Annotated in this window: 16 protein-coding genes; 15 read left to right on the top strand and 1 reads right to left on the bottom strand. The window is 64.9% G+C overall.

Features of this window, described 5'->3' with window-relative positions:
• Window positions 1-28 precede the first annotated feature (28 nt).
• From XdyCFBP7245_RS15155 to XdyCFBP7245_RS15085, 15 genes are all read left to right on the top strand, one after another.
• Window positions 29-1,045: an acyltransferase family protein gene (locus XdyCFBP7245_RS15155; RefSeq protein WP_211287713.1), complete on the top strand. Its 1,017-nt coding sequence runs from the start codon at window positions 29-31 to the stop codon at window positions 1,043-1,045.
• A 67-nt stretch (window positions 1,046-1,112) separates the two neighbouring features.
• On the top strand, window positions 1,113-2,255 hold the full coding sequence (locus XdyCFBP7245_RS15150; protein ID WP_104616391.1) for a glycosyltransferase family 4 protein: 1,143 nt from the start codon (window positions 1,113-1,115) through the stop codon (window positions 2,253-2,255).
• Entirely contained in the window at window positions 2,252-3,301 is a 1,050-nt protein-coding gene (locus XdyCFBP7245_RS15145) for a glycosyltransferase (RefSeq protein WP_104616390.1), read from the top strand. The genes XdyCFBP7245_RS15150 and XdyCFBP7245_RS15145 overlap by 4 nt, the downstream gene beginning before the upstream one ends.
• Window positions 3,298-4,803 (top strand): lipopolysaccharide biosynthesis protein, encoded by a 1,506-nt coding sequence (locus tag XdyCFBP7245_RS15140; protein WP_104616389.1) that lies wholly within the window; start codon window positions 3,298-3,300, stop codon window positions 4,801-4,803. The genes XdyCFBP7245_RS15145 and XdyCFBP7245_RS15140 overlap by 4 nt, the downstream gene beginning before the upstream one ends.
• Window positions 4,804-4,867: 64 nt before the next feature.
• Window positions 4,868-6,073, top strand: coding sequence for a GumK N-terminal domain-containing glycosyltransferase (locus XdyCFBP7245_RS15135; RefSeq protein WP_104616388.1), 1,206 nt, complete (start codon window positions 4,868-4,870; stop codon window positions 6,071-6,073).
• A 41-nt stretch (window positions 6,074-6,114) separates the two neighbouring features.
• Window positions 6,115-6,909: a polysaccharide pyruvyl transferase family protein gene (locus XdyCFBP7245_RS15130; RefSeq protein WP_104616387.1), complete on the top strand. Its 795-nt coding sequence runs from the start codon at window positions 6,115-6,117 to the stop codon at window positions 6,907-6,909.
• Between the two features lie 4 nt (window positions 6,910-6,913).
• Window positions 6,914-7,708, top strand: a complete 795-nt coding sequence (locus XdyCFBP7245_RS15125; protein ID WP_170068663.1) for a WecB/TagA/CpsF family glycosyltransferase — start codon at window positions 6,914-6,916, stop codon at window positions 7,706-7,708.
• Window positions 7,709-7,743: 35 nt separating this feature from the next.
• Window positions 7,744-8,205, top strand: a complete 462-nt coding sequence (locus XdyCFBP7245_RS15120; protein ID WP_104616386.1) for a cupin domain-containing protein — start codon at window positions 7,744-7,746, stop codon at window positions 8,203-8,205.
• A 91-nt stretch (window positions 8,206-8,296) separates the two neighbouring features.
• Window positions 8,297-9,310, top strand: coding sequence for a TraB/GumN family protein (locus XdyCFBP7245_RS15115; protein ID WP_104616385.1), 1,014 nt, complete (start codon window positions 8,297-8,299; stop codon window positions 9,308-9,310).
• A gap of 211 nt (window positions 9,311-9,521) precedes the next feature.
• Window positions 9,522-10,553, top strand: coding sequence for a 3-oxoacyl-[acyl-carrier-protein] synthase III C-terminal domain-containing protein (locus XdyCFBP7245_RS15110; RefSeq protein ID WP_170068662.1), 1,032 nt, complete (start codon window positions 9,522-9,524; stop codon window positions 10,551-10,553).
• Window positions 10,553-11,401 carry an MBL fold metallo-hydrolase gene (locus XdyCFBP7245_RS15105; protein ID WP_104616384.1) on the top strand — a complete coding sequence of 283 codons (849 nt, stop codon included), beginning with the start codon at window positions 10,553-10,555 and terminating at the stop codon, window positions 11,399-11,401. Before XdyCFBP7245_RS15110 ends, XdyCFBP7245_RS15105 begins: the two co-directional genes overlap by 1 nt.
• A complete protein-coding gene (locus XdyCFBP7245_RS15100; protein ID WP_104616410.1) occupies window positions 11,398-12,357 on the top strand; it encodes an NAD-dependent epimerase/dehydratase family protein in 960 nt (319 codons plus the stop codon). Before XdyCFBP7245_RS15105 ends, XdyCFBP7245_RS15100 begins: the two co-directional genes overlap by 4 nt.
• Complete coding sequence (locus XdyCFBP7245_RS15095; RefSeq protein WP_104616383.1) at window positions 12,348-13,502, top strand: glycosyltransferase; 1,155 nt, start codon at window positions 12,348-12,350, stop codon at window positions 13,500-13,502. Before XdyCFBP7245_RS15100 ends, XdyCFBP7245_RS15095 begins: the two co-directional genes overlap by 10 nt.
• The gene (locus XdyCFBP7245_RS15090; RefSeq protein WP_211287712.1) at window positions 13,423-14,091 is read left to right on the top strand and encodes a hypothetical protein; all 669 of its coding nucleotides are present in this window, start codon (window positions 13,423-13,425) and stop codon (window positions 14,089-14,091) included. Before XdyCFBP7245_RS15095 ends, XdyCFBP7245_RS15090 begins: the two co-directional genes overlap by 80 nt.
• Window positions 14,081-15,367 (top strand): glycosyltransferase, encoded by a 1,287-nt coding sequence (locus tag XdyCFBP7245_RS15085; protein ID WP_104616381.1) that lies wholly within the window; start codon window positions 14,081-14,083, stop codon window positions 15,365-15,367. The genes XdyCFBP7245_RS15090 and XdyCFBP7245_RS15085 overlap by 11 nt, the downstream gene beginning before the upstream one ends.
• Before the next feature lie 375 nt (window positions 15,368-15,742).
• On the opposite strand, the gene dxs is transcribed toward XdyCFBP7245_RS15085, so the two are convergent.
• A complete protein-coding gene (gene dxs, locus XdyCFBP7245_RS15080; RefSeq protein ID WP_104616409.1) occupies window positions 15,743-17,659 on the bottom strand; it encodes a 1-deoxy-D-xylulose-5-phosphate synthase in 1,917 nt (638 codons plus the stop codon).
• Window positions 17,660-18,053 lie beyond the last annotated feature (394 nt).

Raw genomic sequence — 18,053 nt, 5'->3', positions numbered from 1 at the left:
CGTGGTAACCGCTGGTCGCGCGCCGGCAATGGCCCGCGATTGGCAGATCGATGCGGCAAAGGCGCTGGCTATCGTGCTGGTGGTGCTGGGGCACGCGAGCGGCATGCCGCCAGCCTACAAACTGTTCGCCTACAGCTTCCATGTGCCGTTGTTTTTCGTGCTTTCCGGCTGGGTCGGCGAGCGCTTCGGACGTCGCGGGTTGAATGTGTCGACGGTGAAAAAGCTGGCGCGGACGTTGCTGGTGCCGTACCTGGCGTTTTTCCTGGTGGCGTACGGGCTATGGCTGCTGACGGCCGTGCTCAATCATGCGTTCCAGCAGCCCGGTGCGCGGGCGTGGTGGGACCCGCTCCTCGGTGTGGTCTGGGCCAACGGCACGCGCCTCTACGTGCTGCCGGCGTTGTGGTTTCTACCGGCGTTGTTTGTCACAACGCTGACCTACATCGCATTGCGTGCACGTTTGAGCACGACGGTGGTAGCGGCGCTTAGCGTGCCGATCGCCCTGGCATGGGCGGCATTGTTTCCCTCGTTGCAGCTGCGCTTGCCGCTTGCGCTGGACGTGTTGCCGATTGCCTTGTTCTTCATCGCGGTGGGTGGCTGGCTGTCGCGCTTTGCCGATGCGCTGCGCGCGCTTTCGGCATGGGTGTGGGCGTTGGCGCTGCCTGTCGTCGCAGCGGTATGGTGGCTGCTGGCCGGTGCGAACGGGCAGGTGGACGTGAACAACCTGCTGTTCGGCCAATCGGCTGCGCTGTTCCTGGTGGTGAGTCTGTTGGGGACCGCGATGACGCTATGCCTCGCGTATTTCGTCCGGCACTGGCAGTGGGTGCAGTGGATCGGCACCAACACCTTGCTGATTCTGTGCACGCATACGCTGGTGTTCCTGGTGGTCACCAGCGTGGTTGCGCGCACCGGGGTCGTCGATCGCGGCCTCATCGGCACCCCAATGTGGGCGATGGGGCTCAGCGCATTTGCGATCGCCTGCGCGGTGCCGATGCGTGCAGTGCTGGTGCGTAGCGCGCCTTGGATGTTGGGGTTGAAGAGTCAATGACGCAGTTCAAGAATCATCAGCTGTCGCGGCACATGCGTGCGCGTCACTGGCACAGGAGATTGGCGTAATGAAAGTGGTGCATGTCGTCCGCCAATTCCACCCCTCGATCGGGGGCATGGAAGAAGTCGTTCTCAATGTTGCCCGCCAGCATCAGGCCAACAGCGCCGACACGGTGGAAGTGGTGACGCTGGATCGGGTGTTCACCGATCCGGGTGCGCAGCTTGCGCCGCAGGAGACCCATCAAGGTCTGCCGATCCGGCGGATCGGCTATCGCGGTTCGTCGCGCTATCCGCTTGCGCCGTCGGTGCTGGGCGCGATTGGTTCGGCCGATGTGGTGCATCTGCACGGGATCGATTTTTTCTACGACTATCTGGCCTTGACCAAACCGCTGCACGGCAAGCCGATGGTGGTGTCCACGCATGGCGGGTTCTTCCACACTGCGTATGCGTCGCGCATGAAGCAGCTGTGGTTCCAGACACTCACGCGCACCTCGGCGTTGGCGTATTCGCGGGTGATCGCAACCAGCGAAAACGATGGCGATCTATTTGCCAAGGTGGTGTCGCCGGCACGCTTGCGGGTGATCGAAAACGGCGTGGACGTGGAGAAGTACGCGGGGCAGGGTGCGGCCACTGCGGGTCGGACACTGCTGTACTTCGGGCGCTGGTCGGTCAACAAGGGGCTGATCGAGACGCTGGAGCTGCTGAAGGCGATGCTCACGCGCGATCCGCACTGGCAGCTGATCATCGCCGGCCGCCAATACGATTTGAACGAAGCCGACCTGCGCAAGGCGATTGCCGAGCGCGGGTTGCAGGACAAAGTGCAGCTGAGCATGTCGCCGTCGCAGGAGCAGCTGCGCGCCTTGATGCAGCAGGCGCAGTTTTTCGTCTGCCTGTCGCGCCATGAAGGCTTTGGCATTGCCGCGGTGGAGGCGATGAGCGCGGGCCTGATTCCCATCCTCAGCGATATTCCGCCGTTCGTGCGGCTGGCCAGCGAGTCGGGGCAGGGTGTGATCGTCAACCGCGACAGGATCGAAGCGGCGGCCGACCAGGTGCAGGCGCTCGCGCTGACAGCCGATGGCGACTTTGTAGCGCGTCGTGCGGCGTCGATGGCCTACGTGAGCCGCTACGACTGGAAGCATGTGGTGGGGCGCTATATCGACGAGTACCACAGTGCCCTGGGCACCCCGCGCCCGCAGGAGACGCTGCGATGAGCGCGCTTGCATCGGCGTCGATGGCACGTGCGGCGGCCAAGCCGCAGGTCACGGTGTTGTTCTCCACCGAAAAACCCAACGCCAGCACCAACCCGTATCTGACCCAGCTTTACGACGCGTTGCCTGACGCGGTGCAGCCACGTTTCTTCTCGATGCGCGATGCCTTGCTGTCGCGCTACGACGTGCTGCATCTGCACTGGCCCGAATACCTGCTGCGCCATCCCAGCGCGGTGGGCACGTTGGCCAAGCAGGTTTGCGCGGCATTGTTGCTGCTGAAGTTGCAGGTCACCGGCACGCCGGTGGTGCGCACCTTGCATAACCTGGCCCCGCACGAAGATCGCGGTTGGCGCGAGCGCAGCCTGCTGCGCTGGACCGATCGCCTGACGCGCCGCTGGATCCGCATCAACGCCACCACGCCGGTGCGCCCGCCGTTTACCGACACCATCCTGCATGGTCACTACCGCGACTGGTTCGCGACGATGCCGCAAGGCACCACGGTGCCAGGGCGGCTGCTGCACTTCGGGCTGATTCGTCCGTACAAGGGCGTGGAAACGCTGCTGGAGGTCATGCACGAGGTCAGCGACCCACGCGTGAATTTACGCATCGTCGGTAACCCGGCCACGCCGCAGATGCGCACGCTGGTGGAAGAGGCCAGTGCGCAGGATCCGCGCATCAGCGCATTGCTCGCCTATGTCGAGGAGCCGGTGCTGGCACGCGAAGTCAGCGAGGCCGAGCTGGTGGTGTTGCCGTACCGGCAGATGCATAACTCCGGCACGTTACTGCTCGCATTGTCGTTGGCGCGCCCGGTGCTGGCGCCGTGGAGCGAATCCAATGCGGCGATTGCCGAAGAAGTGGGGCCGGGCTGGGTGTTTCTGTACGAAGGCGAATTCGACGCGGCGCTGTTGACCGGCATGCTCGACACGGTGCGCGCTGCGCCGCGCGGGCCGGCGCCGGATCTGTCGCAACGCGATTGGCCACGCATCGGGCAGCTGCACTACCGCACCTACCTCGAAGCGCTGGGCAAGGATGGAGACGCCGCGCTGTGACCGCAGAAACCCCCACGACGTCCTCTCCCACACCGCCGCCGCAACGCAGCCTCGGCGCGCGCGCTGCCGGCGGAGCAGCGGTGACCATGCTGGGCCAGTCGGCCAAGATGGTCGTGCAGTTCGGCGGCATCATCCTGCTGGCGCGGTTGCTGACGCCCTACGACTACGGGTTGATGGCGATGGTCACCGCGATTGTCGGTGCAGCCGAAATCCTGCGCGATTTCGGCTTGTCGGCGGCCGCGGTGCAGGCCAAACACGTCAGTCGCGAACAGCGCGACAACCTGTTCTGGATCAATAGCGGTATCGGTCTGGTGCTGTCGGTGGTGGTGTTCGCCTCGGCGCATGTGATCGCCAATTTCTACAAAGAGCCGGCACTGGTCACGATCTCGCAGGCGCTTGCGGTGACGTTCCTGATCAACGGCATGACCACGCAGTACCGCGCGCATCTGAGCCGTGGGCTGCGCTTCGGGCAGGTGGCGCTGAGCGATGTGGGCTCGCAAGTGCTGGGGTTGGGCGCGGCCGTCGCCGCTGCGCTGCTGGGCTGGGGCTATTGGGCATTAGTGGTACAGCAGGTGGTGCAGGCGGTGGTCAACCTGGTGATCGCGGGCAGCTGCGCACGTTGGCTGCCCGGAGGCTATCGGCGCGAGGCACCGATGCGCGATTTCATGAGCTTCGGCTGGAACCTGATGGCCGCGCAGTTGCTGGGCTACGCCAGCCGCAATGTGGGGCAGGTGATCATCGGCTGGCGCACCGGGCCCGATGCGTTGGGTCTGTACAACCGCGCGTTCCAGCTGTTGATGATGCCGTTGAACCAGATCAATGCACCGGCGACCAGCGTGGCGTTGCCGGTGCTGTCGCAGTTGCAGGACGACCGCGAGCGCTTCAGCGCGTTCCTGCTGCGCGGGCAGACGGTGATGGTGCACCTGATCGTGGCGCTGTTCTCGTTCGCGTGTGCGGTGGCGATGCCGTTGATCGTGCTGGTGCTGGGCGAACAATGGCGCGAGGCAGTGCCTTTGTTCCAGGTGCTCGCGCTGGGCGGTATTTTCCAGACTGCGTCCTACGCCACGTATTGGGTGTTCCTGGCGCGCGGGCTGATGCGCGAGCAATTGTTGTTCTCGCTGGTCAGCCGCATCGTGCTGATCGCCTGCATCTTCGTCGGTTCGCGCTGGGGTGCGATGGGGGTCGCCATCGGCTATTCGTTCGGGTTGCTGGTGACCTGGCCGATGTCGCTGATCTGGGTCGGCAAGATTTCCGATACGCCGGTGGGTGTGCTGTTCACCAATGCGGTACGCGCGATGGTGGCGTACGGCGTTGCCGGCGTCTGTGCGTATTACGCCTCGATTACCGCCGGCGGTCCGCTATGGCAGCAATTGGCCGCAGGCGCAGCGGCGATGGCTGCAGTGTGCCTGCTGATGCTGGGTATCTGGCCGTCGTTCCGTCGCGACGTGATCTCCATCGTCAACATCCGCAAGTTGCTGAGTCAGGCCAAGGCACGTCGATGAGATCGACATCGTCTTCGCCTGCATTCGGGCATTCTTTCTTCCACTCATTCATAGGACACGGCCCATGAGCGAAACACCCGCCGCCGCTGCTTCCGGCATTCGCCGGCCTTGCTATCTGGTCTTGTCCGCACACGATTACCGCACGCCGCGCCGCGCCAACATCCACTTCATCACCGATCAGCTTGCGCTGCGCGGGACGACGCGATTTTTTTCGCTGCGTTACAGCCGCCTGTCGCGGATGAAGGGCGATATGCGGCTGCCGCTGGATGACACCGCCAATACCGTGGTGTCGCACAAGGGCGTGGAGTGCTATCTCTGGCGCACCACGGTGCATCCGTTCAATACGCGCCGGGCGTGGCTGCAGTCTGTCGAAGATGCGATGTTCCGCTGGTATGCCGCACATCCGCCGAAGCAACTGCTGGACTGGATGCGCGAAGCGGATGTCATCGTGTTCGAAAGTGGCATTGCCGTGGCTTTTATCGAACTGGCCAAGCGCACCAATCCCAGTGCAAAGCTGGTGTATCGCGCTTCTGATGGATTGAGCACCATCAACGTCGCCTCCTATATCGAACGCGAGTTCGACCGGGTTGCGCCCACCCTGGACGTCATCGCGCTGGTGTCGCCGGCCATGGCCGAAGAGATCGCAAGCCGCGATAACGTCTATCACGTCGGGCATGGCGTGGATCACAACCTGGATCAGCTGGGCGACCCATCGCCGTACGGCGAAGGAATCCATGCGGTGGCGGTAGGGTCGATGTTGTTCGATCCGGAATTCTTCGTCGTTGCCAGCAAGGCGTTTCCGCAGGTCACGTTTCATGTGATCGGGTCGGGCATGGGCCGCCACCCTGGCTATGGCGATAACGTCGTCGTCTATGGTGAAATGAAGCACGTCGAGACGATCGGCTACATCAAGCACGCGCGGTTCGGCATCGCGCCGTATGCGTCGGAGCAGGTGCCGGTGTATCTGGCCGATAGCTCGATGAAGCTGTTGCAATACGACTTTTTCGGCTTGCCTGCGGTGTGTCCGAATGCAGTTGTCGGGCCGTATCGGCAGTCGCGCTTTGGTTACACGCCCGGCAACGCCGATTCGATCGTCGCTGCAATCGGGCAGGCGCTGGACGCGCCGCATGTACGTTACCGCCAATGTTTGAACTGGTCCGACACTACCGACCGTGTGCTGGATCCGGCCGCGTATCCGGAAACCCGTTTGTATCCGCAGCACATCGGCGCAGCCGCGCGTGCTTCCTCGGAGGCCGCGCTCTCGCATTGATGCAGCGCACCTCATACGTTTGAGACAGGAGACCCCTCTTTATGGCCAACGCTTTGCTGCAGAAGTGGATAGAACACGCAGAACGTCGCGCATTGTTCTGGTGGCAGCCGAAGAACGCTGGCGTCAACATGGGGGATCATCTGTCCAAGGTGATCGTGTCCTGTGTGCTTTCGCTGCAGGACAAGACCCTGATCGAGAAACGCGATCTCAGCAAGAAGCTGATCGCGATCGGCTCGGTGCTGCACTTCGCCAAAGATGGCGACACCGTCTGGGGCAGCGGCATCAATGGCAAGATTCCAGCCGAGCGCAACACCTTTGGCACGCTCGATGTGCGGGCGGTGCGTGGGCCCAAGACCCGTCAATTTCTGCTGGACCGTGGCATCGCAGTGCCGGAAGTCTATGGCGACCCAGGTCTGCTGACGCCGATGTTTTTCCCTGCCGAGGCACTGGGCACGGTCGAAAAGCGTCCGTTCGCCATCGTGCCGCACTTTAACGAACCGGTGGAAAAGTACAGCGCGTACACAGATTACCTGGTGTTTCCCAACGTCAAGCCGGCAACCTTCATGAGCCAGCTGCTGGGTGCCGAGCTGGTGGTGAGCAGCTCGCTGCACGGCCTGATTCTTGCCGAAGCCTATGGCATTCCGGCGGTGTATCTGGACTGGGGCAACGGCGAAGACCGCTTCAAATACGACGATTACTACTACGGCACCGGACGCACGCAGTGGCACTCGGGCAACAACATCGAAGAGTGTCTGACGCTGGGCGGCAACGGCGCGTTCGATCTGGAAACACTGCAGGCCGGCTTGCTGGCTGCATTCCCCTACGACCTTTGGTGATTCGATGATGCAGGGCCAGCGTGTGGACAGCGAAACAACGACCGTCGCCGCCGTCGACACACCGCCAGGTGTGGTGATTCCGCTGGGTGGGTTTCCGGTGTTGTCCACCACCCAGGAAGCATTCGCGCTGGATCTGTTCCACGCATTGGCCGCCCAACAGCCACGCCGGGTGTTCTTCGCCAACACCAATTTTGTGGTGCAGTGCCAGGCGCTACGGATGCGCATGCGCGAACCCAGCGTGCGGATCGTCAACGATGGCATCGGGATGGACCTGGCGGCGCGACTGATTCATGGCCGCCGCTTCGCCGGCAACCTCAATGGCACCGATCTGATTCCGTATCTGTGCCGCCAGGCAGCGCAGCCGCTCAAGTTCTTCCTGCTTGGCGGGCGGCCCGGTGTGGGCAAGACCGCTGCCGCCACCTTGACCGGCACGTTGGGGCAGCAGGTAGTCGGTATGTGCGACGGCTACGGCGAATTTGCCGCCGCGGGCGAAGGCCTTGCCGAGCGCATCAACCGCTCCGGCGCCGATGTACTGCTGGTGGCGTTCGGCAACCCGTTGCAGGAACGCTGGATTCTTGATCACAGCCAGGCGCTGCGCGTGCCGCTGGTGTTCGGCGTCGGTGCGCTGCTCGACTTTTTGTCCGGCACCGCCAAGCGCGCGCCGGACTGGGTGCGCCGGCTGCATCTGGAATGGATGTATCGCCTGCTCAACGAGCCGCGCCGTCTGCTCAAGCGCTACAGCTGGGACCTGCTGGTGTTCTTCCGTACCTGTCTGCGCGCGGGCAAGCACCTGCCCTGATGCATGGCGGCGGCGTCTGGGCTTAGCATGCACGCATGCATCCGACCGCCGCCGCCCTGATCCGCTCGCTCGACCTGTCGCCGCATCCGGAAGGCGGGCACTTCCGCCGCGTGTATGCCTCCGAGCGTCAGATCAGCGACAACGGCCGGTCCCGCCCTGCGCTGACCGCGATCCGTTTTTTGCTCGCTGCCGGCGAATGCAGCGCCTGGCATCGTGTCGATGCCGAGGAAAGCTGGCACTGGCAACAAGGCGATGCGCTGGAATTGCTGATTTACGACGAGGCCAGCGGGCAGCTGCAACGCTTGATGCTGGACGCCGCCGACCGTGGCGAACCGATGCAGGTGGTTCCCGCAGGGCAGTGGCAGGCGGCACGTTCGCTGGGCGAGTTCACCCTGGTCGCTTGCACCGTGTCGCCGGGATTCGTGTGGGAGGGATTTGCGCTGCTCGACGCCACCTCGCCATTGGCCACCCACCTGGCAACACTCACCCCACGCTGATCGATCGCGGCGCCGCGTGCGGCCGAACGCTTCCCTAACGCGGCGCGAGCGGGCTTGGCGTACTGTCCGCCTCAAACAGGGGCGACATGTGATGCGATACAGGCCAACGTTATGGGGCGCCGGCGTGATGCTGGCATCGATGCTGGCGACGGCCAGCGAGACCGCGCCGCAAACAGCGGCCGCGCCACCGCCGGTGGTCGACCTGGAGGCGATGGTGGTGCGTGGCGTGCAGCCCGGCCCTGGCTTGTGGAAGGTCAGCAAGGGCGACCACGTGTTGTGGATCCTCGGCACCTTGTCGCCATTGCCGAAACGCCTGCAATGGCAGTCGGCCGAGGTGGAAACCATCATCGGCCAGTCCCAGCAGGTACTGATGGCGCCAACCGTGCAGGTCGATGCGGACATGGGCTTCTTCGGCAAGCTGACCTTGCTGCCATCGGCGATGAAGGCGATGAAGAACGAAGACGACCGCGAACTGCGCGATGTGTTGCCTGCCGAGTTGTATGCGCGGTGGAGTGTGGCCAAGGCGCGCTACATCGGCAGCGATCGTGGCGTGGAGCGCAAACGCCCGATGCTGGCGGCCGGCGAGTTGTATCAGGCGGCGATTAAGCGCTCCGGCCTGGCCCGTTCGCCGGTGATCTGGTCGGTGGTCGAGCGCGCGGCCAAGCGCGCAGGCATCAAGCCCACCCCAACCGCGCTGGACTACAAGATCAAGGACCCGCGTCAGGCGCTCAAGGAGTTCCGTGCCGGCGGCATGGACGACACCGCCTGCTTTCGCAGCATCCTGGTGACGGTGGAGCGCGATCTGCCGACCATGGTCGAGCGTGCCAACGCCTGGTCGGTGGGCGATATCGAGGCCTTGCGTCAATTGCCGCGCGAAGATCCGCAAGCGGCGTGCATGAGCGCGATGGCCAGCTCCGGCGCCGCCAGAAAACGCGGCATCGACGATCTGGAGCGGCGCATGCGCGAACATTGGCTCGGCATCGCCACTACCGCGCTGCAACGCAACCGCAGCACCTTCGCGGTGCTGCCGATCAGCCGCATGACCGCGCCGGACGGCTATCTGGCGCGATTGCAGGCGCTGGGGTACGAGGTAGAAGCGCCTTGAGCGACCGCCATCGCGCATGAGCTCGTCGTAGAGCTGCCGGCGGGGCGAGGGGGCGCAGGGATTGCGACGTGTGGCGCTGGTCGCAGTGCACCGGCTCGTCAGTCGCCGCCGGGCGGCAGTTACGCGACCGCTGCTTCGGTCATCGTTCGTTCGTGCGCACCGCTGCTTCATCGCTGTCACCTCGGGTTAGGCCAGCCCAGCCAGCCACGGTATGCTGCGCGCCTTGTTCACTGAGAGCTCCGCGTTGAACGCACTGCCGCTGCGCATCCTCGGTACCGGGCGCCACCTCCCGGCCAGGGAAGTCACTTCGCACGCGCTGGACGCGCGCTGGCAGTTGCCGGCCGGCACCACCTTTGCGCGCCTGGGTGTCGCCACGCGCCATTACGTGGGCGAGGGCGAGACTGCATCGTCGATGGGGGCCGCCGCCGCACAGCAGGCACTGGCCAACGCGGGCATCGACAGCAGCCAGATCGATTGCCTGATCTCTGCCTGCAGCGTGATGGAGCAGCCCATTCCGTGCCAGGCGGTGCTGATCCAGCGCGCACTGGGGCTGGGCGATTCCGGCATCCCTGCCTTCGACGTCAATGCAACCTGCCTGAGCTTTGTGGTTGCGCTGGACATGGCCGCCAATGCGCTGGCGCTGGGCCGCTACCGACGCGTGCTGATCGTTTCCAGCGAAGTCGCATCGGCCGGCCTGGACGAGGCAGTACCCGCCACCGCCGGTCTGTTCGGCGATGGCGCCGCGGCCGTGGTGGTCGGGCGCAGCAGCGCCGATGATGGCTCGGCCTTACTGTCCAGTCGCCTGTCCAGTTATGGCAGCGGCGCAGATGTCTGCCGCATTCGCGGCGGCGGAACCCGCGCAGCGCATGAGCAGGACAGTGCAGTCGACGCATCGCGCGCATTCTGGATGGATGGGCGCAGCGCCTACCGCTTTGCCGCGCGGCAGCTGCCGGCGTTCTGGGAACAGTTGCTGCACGATGCCGGCATCACCGCGGCGCAACTGCGCTATCTGGTACCGCATCAGGCCTCCGGTGGCGGCCTGGATCACGTGGTGCGCGCGCTGGGGCTACGCAGCGATCAGGTCGTGCGCATCCTGCACGCCACCGGCAACCAGGTAGCCGCTTCGCTCCCGCATGCCTTGCATCACGCCTGCGTCGATGGGCAACTGCAGCGCGGCGAAGTGTTTGCGCTACTCGGCACCGGCGCCGGTCTGGCGATCGGCGGCATGGTGTTGCGCTACTGATGCGCGTGCGCGTTTCTCTCGAGCTGTTGCGCGTCGGCCACTGCCGGCATTGCGAGCGCATGGTGCGTGCAGACGGCCATTGGCATGCGGTGGAATTTCCCGCATTGAGCGTGTTGATCCGGCACCCGCAGCGCGGGGCGATGCTCTACGACACCGGCTACGCCACGCATTTTTTCCAGGCCACCGATCCCTGGCCGGAGCGCCTGTACCGCTGGACCACCCCGGTGACCCTGCCCACGCACGAAACCCTGCGCGCGCAGCTGGCACGTCGCGACGTGCAGTTGGACGATATTGCCTGGTGCCTGATTTCGCATTTCCACGCCGACCACGTGGGCGGTTTACGCGATCTGCCAAACGCACGCTTCCTCTGTCTGCGTGCGGACTACCAGCAACTGCGCAGTTGTTCGCGCCTGGGGGGATTGCGCCGTGCCTTGCTGCCGCAGCTACTGCCGGAAGATTTCGATCAACGCCTGCAGTTTGCCGAGCAGGCGCCGCAGCGCGAGCTGAGTGGCGTCTGGAAGGGCCTGGGCACCGCATACGATCTGTTCGAAGACGGCAGCGTGCTTGCCGTGCCGTTGCCCGGCCACGTACCCGGACAAATGGGCCTGTGGCTACGCGACCAGCATGACCGCGAGGTGCTGCTCTGCGCAGATGCGGTGTGGTCGTCGGCCACCTGGGCAACGTTGCAGTGGCCGGCGTGGCCCACCCGTTTGCTGATGCACGACTGGAGCGCGTTCCGGCGCACCGTGCAGCAGTTGCATGGGTTGTCGCAGGCGCATCCGGAGCTGGCGATCCTGCCCTCGCATTGCCAACCCAGTCTTGACCGTTACCAACCGGAGTGGCGATGAGCCTGCGCATTCTCGTGACCGGCGCATCCGGTTTTGTCGGCGGCGCGTTCCTGCGCCGTTTCCAGGGGCAAGCCGGTGTGGAGATTCACGGCATCGGGCGTCGTGCCAGCGAATTACCCAACTATCACCGCATCGATCTGAGCCAACCGTTTTCGCTGGACTGGCGGCCGGATGTGGTGATCCACGCGGCGGCACTGGCATCCCCGTGGGGGAGTCGCGCGCAGTTCCAACTGCACAACGTGCAGGCCACCGCCAATGTCATCGATTTCTGCATGCGCAACGGCTGCCCACGGTTGCTGTACGTTTCCTCCAGCTCGGTGTTTTACCGCGAGGCGCATCAATACGATCTGGATGAAGACAGCCCCATCGGCCCGCACTTCGTCAACACCTACGCCCACACCAAATACCTCGGCGAAACCTTGCTGGAGCGCTATCCGGGTCAGACATCGGTGTTGCGCCCGCGCGCGGTATTCGGGCCGGGCGACACGGTGTTGTTCCCGCGTGTGATCGCCGCTGCGCGCAAGGGCGCGTTGCCGCGCTTTGTCGGCCAGACCCAGCCGGTGATCGGCGATCTGATCTATATCGACACGCTCTGCGACTACCTCTACCGCGCGGCCACTGCACCGCAACTGCAGCGCGCTTACAACCTCACCAACGCGCAGCCGGTGGATCTGCAGCAAACGGTGCTGGATGTGCTGACGCGCCTGCAACTGCCGTTGCCGCAACGCGAAGTGCGCATCGGCACCGCGCTGCGCATGGCCAGCGTGGTGGAAGGTCTTTATCGCGTGCTGCGGTTACGCAGCGAGCCGCCGATCACGCGGTTTGGCGTCGGTGCGTTTGCCTACTCCAAGACCTTCAATCCGCAACGCACGCTTGCCGATCTTGGGGCGCCCAGCGTGGGCGTGGAAGACGGCATCGAGGCCTTCGTGCGCTGGCAGGCGGCGCAATGGGTGTAGCCGTGCTCGCCTTGGCCGCGCTGTATCTGAGCCTGCTGGTGGTGAAGGCGGGCGCGGCGCTGTGGGTCATGCGTGACGCGCACGCACGGCCAGCACGCGGGCTTGCCGCTACCCAGGCCGAGGTGGCAATCCTGCAGCCGATCCTTGGCGGTGATGCGCATTTGCACAGCGTACTGGCGGCCAATCTGCAGGCGCTGCCGCATGCGCATTTCTGGTGGCTGCTGGACGCGGACGATGCGGCGGGGAATTCGGTCGCAGATGCATTGGTCGTGGAATATCCGCAGGTGCGTATCACACGGATGCTGGTGCCCGCAGAGCCGGCCAGCATCAATCCCAAGGCGTGGAAACTCGAATACGTGCTTGCCCAGGTGCAGGCGCCGATCTGCCTGATCCTGGACGACGATGCGCAGCTGAGCGAAGCCGCCCTGGTGCAGCTGTTGCAGGATCTGAGCCATGCCGACGTGGTGACCGCATTGCCGTACTACTGCGACAGCGACACCTTGGCCGGCCGCCTGCTGTCGCAGTTCGTCAACAACAATGCCGCGCTCACCTATCTTGGCTGGCTGCCGTTCGCCGCGCCGCTGACCATCAACGGCATGTGCTACGCCGCGCGCACGGCGCAACTGCGTGCCTGGGGCGGCTTTGCCACATTGCTGGAGCAACTGACCGACGATCTGGCGGTTGCCACGCTGGTGCGCGAACGCGGCGGGCGCCTGTGGCAATCCACGGCGCCAGTGGCGATGCGCACTGCAATGCCGGATCTGCACAGCTACGCGCGGCAGATGCATCGCTGGATGTTGTTCGCCTTGATCCTGCTTGGGCAACAACGTGTGCGCACGCGCAGTGCCATCGGTCTCTTGCAGGGCTTGCCGCCGCTCTTGCTGGTTGCAATATCGATCGGCGCCTGCCTCTGGCCTTCGTGGTGGGTGCTGGCAGGTGTTGTTGCCACGGTGGTGCTACGTGCGTTGCTGTTGTGCGCCGTGCAATGGCGCGCGACCGGTGCACTGCGGCATCGCCCGCTGTTGTCGCTGTGCGCCGAGTGTCTGCAACCGCTGCATCTGCTGCATGCCGCGTTGGTGCGCACCATTCGCTGGCGCACCCGCCGGTACCGCGTGTTGTCGAACGGGTGCTTTCGTGCGCAGTGACGCCGCGCTGCTGCAGATCGCCTTCCTGACCGGGCAAAGCGACCCGACACGTTGCGCCTTGAGTGCAGAACAACACGAATTTCTGCACGCGCTGCAAGGCGCGCGCCGACGATTGATCGCGTGCAATTACCCGTACTGGCCGGACAGTGCCCCGCACCGGCGCACGCCGCTATGGCGTGCGAGTCTGTCCAACGCGCGCCACTATCTGCAGGCGCGTGCCGGTCGCGTTGCAGAGGCCGAGCGCGTGCGGGTCGGTGCACTGTTGCAGCAGGCGCCGATGACGGTACTGCTGGCCGGCAGTTGCGGGCTGCAGTTGCTGACAGCACTGCAGTTGCCGCAGGCGCTACGCGCGCGGCTGGCCGTGTTTGCATACGGCCCGGTTTGTCGCACGCCTGCGACATTCGGTGACTTGCGGGTGGTGCAAGGGCAGGGCGACTGGATCTCACGCGCGTTGTTCGATGCTACGGTTGAGCTGACGCCGGCCTGCGGTCATATGGATTATTTGCGCGATGCAGCGGTGCTTGCCAGCTGCCAGGCCTTTGTTGCCGAGGTCGAGCACACCCTGCGGAGCAGCGCGGATGCGGATTGATCTGATCGCGCCGCCGTACAGCGGTCATCTGCATCCGATTCTGGCCATTGCGCGTCAACTCGCGGCCCGGCATGACGTCCAGGTCATCAGCACCCCGGCGGCGAAGGCGCGTATCGCTGCCTGCGGGGTGCGCGCGGCAAGTGTGCTGGACGCGCAGGCCGATCGCGTCTTGCTGCAGATCGCCAACCCACCACACGCCGTGGGCCATCACCCGTTGCGTCTACGCCGACAGCTGCACGATGCGCTCGGCCTGATGGCACGTGTGGGCACTGCACTGCAGCAGCGCTGGAGCGAGCGACGGCCGGATCTGGTCATCGTCGATTTCACCCTGCCCAGCGCCGGGCTGACAGCGCAGGCCATGGGGATTGCGTGGTGGACCAGCATGCCGTCGCCTTGCGTGATCGAAACCTCCGACGGCCCCCCCGCCTATTTCGGTGGGTTGCTGCCTGCAACCAACCTGCGTCAGCGTGCCTGGCATGCGCTGGCGCGGCGGCTCACCCGCGGATTCAAGCGCAGCCTGCATGCCTGCTATCGGCGCCAGATGCGCGCCTGCGGCTTGCCGGCGCTCTACCGAAGCGATCGCAGCGAGGCGGTGTATTCGCCGCAGTGCATTCTGGCGTTGGGGCTGCCGTCATTCGAATTCGCGCAGCGCTGGCCGGCGGCGCTGCGCTTCGTGGGGCCGCAGTTGTGCACGCCGCCTTCCACGGTGGCAGCACCCCAATTCGTCCCTGGTCATCGGCATGTGCTGATCACGCTGGGCACGCATCTGCAATGGGTCAAGCAGCGCATGGATGGCGTGCTGCGCGCGCTGGCGCCGCAGTTTCCCGAGGTGATCTTTCACTTCAGCGATGGCGATACGAGTGCGCCTTACCAGCCAGGGCAGGGCAATTATCTGAGACTGCCGTATGTGGATTATGCGCAGCATCTGCATCGCTACGATCTGGTCGTGCACCACGGTGGTGCCGGCATTCTGTATGCCTGCCTGGCCGCGGGATTGCCGTCGATCGTGTATCCGCTGGACTACGACCAGTTCGATCATGCGGCGCGTCTGCACGTCGCAGGCGCCGCAACATGGCTGCGCGAGCTGAGTGCATTGCCGCAAGTGCTGAGCGAGGCGCTGACGGCGGCGGGGCCGCCCTCGGGCGTGCTGCGCCTGCAGGCGGAGTTGCAGCAGGTCGCCGTGCAGGCGCGCATCGTGCGGCTGGTGGAGGCCTTCGCGCAGACGGGAACTGTGCCGAGCGACGACGGCATCGACGGCATTGCAGCCCAGGTGTGATGCATCGCCTGCGTTGATTGTGAGGATGCAATGCGCATTGGTGCAGCTGCTTATGAAAGCGATGCTTCTTTCAATGCGTTAGCTTCGTCGCTGCGGATGCCGGTGACCGAGTCGCGCAGGGTCTGCAGGCGGATAGCGAACCGGTGCGATGTATCCGTCGCCGCGCAGGCGTCGCATCGAGATCATCCATCGCACGCTGGACACAGCACACGCAGAACGCATCGCGCGCCTTGGCGTGGCTAACACACTGATGCGAGCAATCGTCGTTGGACCAACATCTGCGCGAGCAGGTCGCGCGCACCGATCATCTGAAAATCGCGCTTACCAAGCGTACCCACACGACCGGCGAACCCGGTCGTGTGGGTGGCGCCGCGCTTAACCTGCAGCAGCGTTACGCGGTGCGGTGGTGCCGGCCATCAGTTGCGGCCAACGCTTGAGCACGGCGGCGCGGATGCCGGCCTGGTCGATGCCGGCTTCGGCCAGCAGGTCTTCGCGGCTGGCGTGATGCTGGAAGCTGTCAGGCAGGCCCAGGTGCAGCATGGGCATGGTGATGGCTTCGGCATTGAGCAGTTCGGCCACGCCCGAGCCGGCGCCACCGGCGACGACGTTGTCTTCGATGGTGACGAAGCCATCGTGGGTCTTGGCCAGCTCCAGCAGCAGCGCCTTGTCCAGCGGTTTGACGAAGCGCATGTTGACCACGCTCAGTCCCAGTTCGCGGCCGACCGCTTCTGCTGCTTCCACGGTCACGCCGAAGCCCAGCAGCGCGATGCGCGTGCCGCTGTGGCGCAATTGCGCCTTGCCGATCGGCAGGGTGGTCAGCGCTGCGTCGAGCGCTACGCCGGGGCCGGTGCCGCGCGGGTAGCGCACTGCCGCCGGGCCTTCGTAACGCACACCGGTACTCAGCATCTGGCGGCACTCGGCTTCGTCGGCCGGTGCCATCACCACCATGTGCGGCACGCAGCGCAGGAAGCTCAGATCGAGATTTCCGGCATGGGTGGCGCCATCGGGGCCGACCACGCCGCCGCGATCGATCGCGAACAAGACATCCAGTTTCTGCACCGCCACGTCGTGCACCAGCTGGTCGTAACCGCGTTGCAGGAAGGTGGAATAGATCGCCACCACGGGCTTGGCGCCCTGGGTCGCCATGCCGGCGGCCAGCGTGACCGCGTGCTGCTCGGCAATGGCCACATCGAAGTAGCGCTGCGGGTATTCCTTGCTGAAACGCACCAGGCCCGAGCCTTCGCGCATCGCCGGGGTGATCACCAGCAGCTTGGGCTCGGCGGCGGCCATGTCGCAGACCCAGTCGCTGAAGACATCGGTGTAGGTCGGCTTCTTGGCGCCGGTCTTGGCCACCAGTCCCTTGCTTGGATCGAACGGGCCGACCGCGTGATAGCCGATCTGGTCGCCTTCGGCCAGCTCGTAGCCCTTGCCCTTGGTGGTGATCACGTGCAGCAGCTGCGGACCCTTGAGGGTCTTCAGCGTCTTGAGCGCGCCGACCAGGCCGGGCAGGTCGTGGCCATCGATGGGGCCGGTGTAATGGAAGCCCATTTCCTCGAACAGCGTGGAGGGCACGAACATGCCTTTCCAGTGTTCTTCCCAGCGCCGCACGAAGCGCGCAGTGGGGTTGTTCTTCTTGTCGCCGAGGATCTTCTTGCCGCCTTCGCGGATGGCGTTGAGCGTGCGGCTGCCGCTGGCACGGCCCAGCATCTTGGTCAACCCGCCCACCGCTTCGGAGATCGACATACGGTTGTCGTTGAGGATCACCAGCAGGTTGGGTTCCGGGTCCATGCCGCCAGCGTGGTTGAGCGCCTCGTAGACCATGCCGGCGGTCATCGCGCCATCGCCGATCACCGCAACGACCTTACGGTCGTCGCCATTGCGCTGCGCGGCGATGGCCATGCCGAGCGCGGCCGAAATCGAGGTGGACGAATGGCCCACGCCGAAGGTGTCGTAGATGCTTTCTTCGCGCTTGGGAAACGGCGCCACGCCGTCCTTCTGCTTGACCGTATGAATCTGGTCGCGACGGCCGGTGAGGATCTTGTGCGGGTAGGTCTGATGCCCGACGTCCCACACCAGCTGATCGACCGGGGTCTGATACAGGTAGTGCAGGGCGACGGTGAGTTCGATCACGCCCAGGCCCGCCGCGAAATGCCCGCCGCTTTTGCCGACCGATTCGATGAGATAGGCACGCAGCTCCTCGGCGATCGCCGCAAGCTCGGCTTCGTCGAAGCTGCGAAGATCGTCGGGGGTCTGGATGCGGGACAGACGCGGGTAGCGGGTGGAGTCGATCATCATCGTGTCAATGTTCTGAAGCTATATTGTCCTCCCCATGCGAAGGCCCGGCAAGCAAACCGGTTCAGCTGTCAGCGGGTGGTGATGGTCGGGCGCACCGTCGCTGCTGGCCTGCGCGGGCGTTGCTGCTGCCTGCGGCAATCTGCCGCACCCTGGAGGCGGTACGTTGCGTTTACCGCAGCCCGCACTCAGCAATACGCAAGTGGCGCGTCGCGGCCAGTGTTGGTGCCGCTGTTGGTGGGTCGCGCACTCGATGGGTGGGCAGGCGCGGAACGTGCTCTCGGCCGAAGCGGTGACCGCTGCTCTGTGGCGTCATCCGCGAGGGCACCGCAGCGTCGCATGCAACGCAAGCCAAGTCAGGCGAGGCTTTGATGGATGACCACCCTCGTCACGG

This window comes from Xanthomonas dyei, assembly GCF_002939865.1.
GTDB classification, from domain to species: Bacteria; Pseudomonadota; Gammaproteobacteria; order Xanthomonadales; family Xanthomonadaceae; genus Xanthomonas; species Xanthomonas dyei.
Note: the sequence above shows the minus strand (reverse complement) of the source record. Positions and strands in the feature narration are given on the sequence as shown.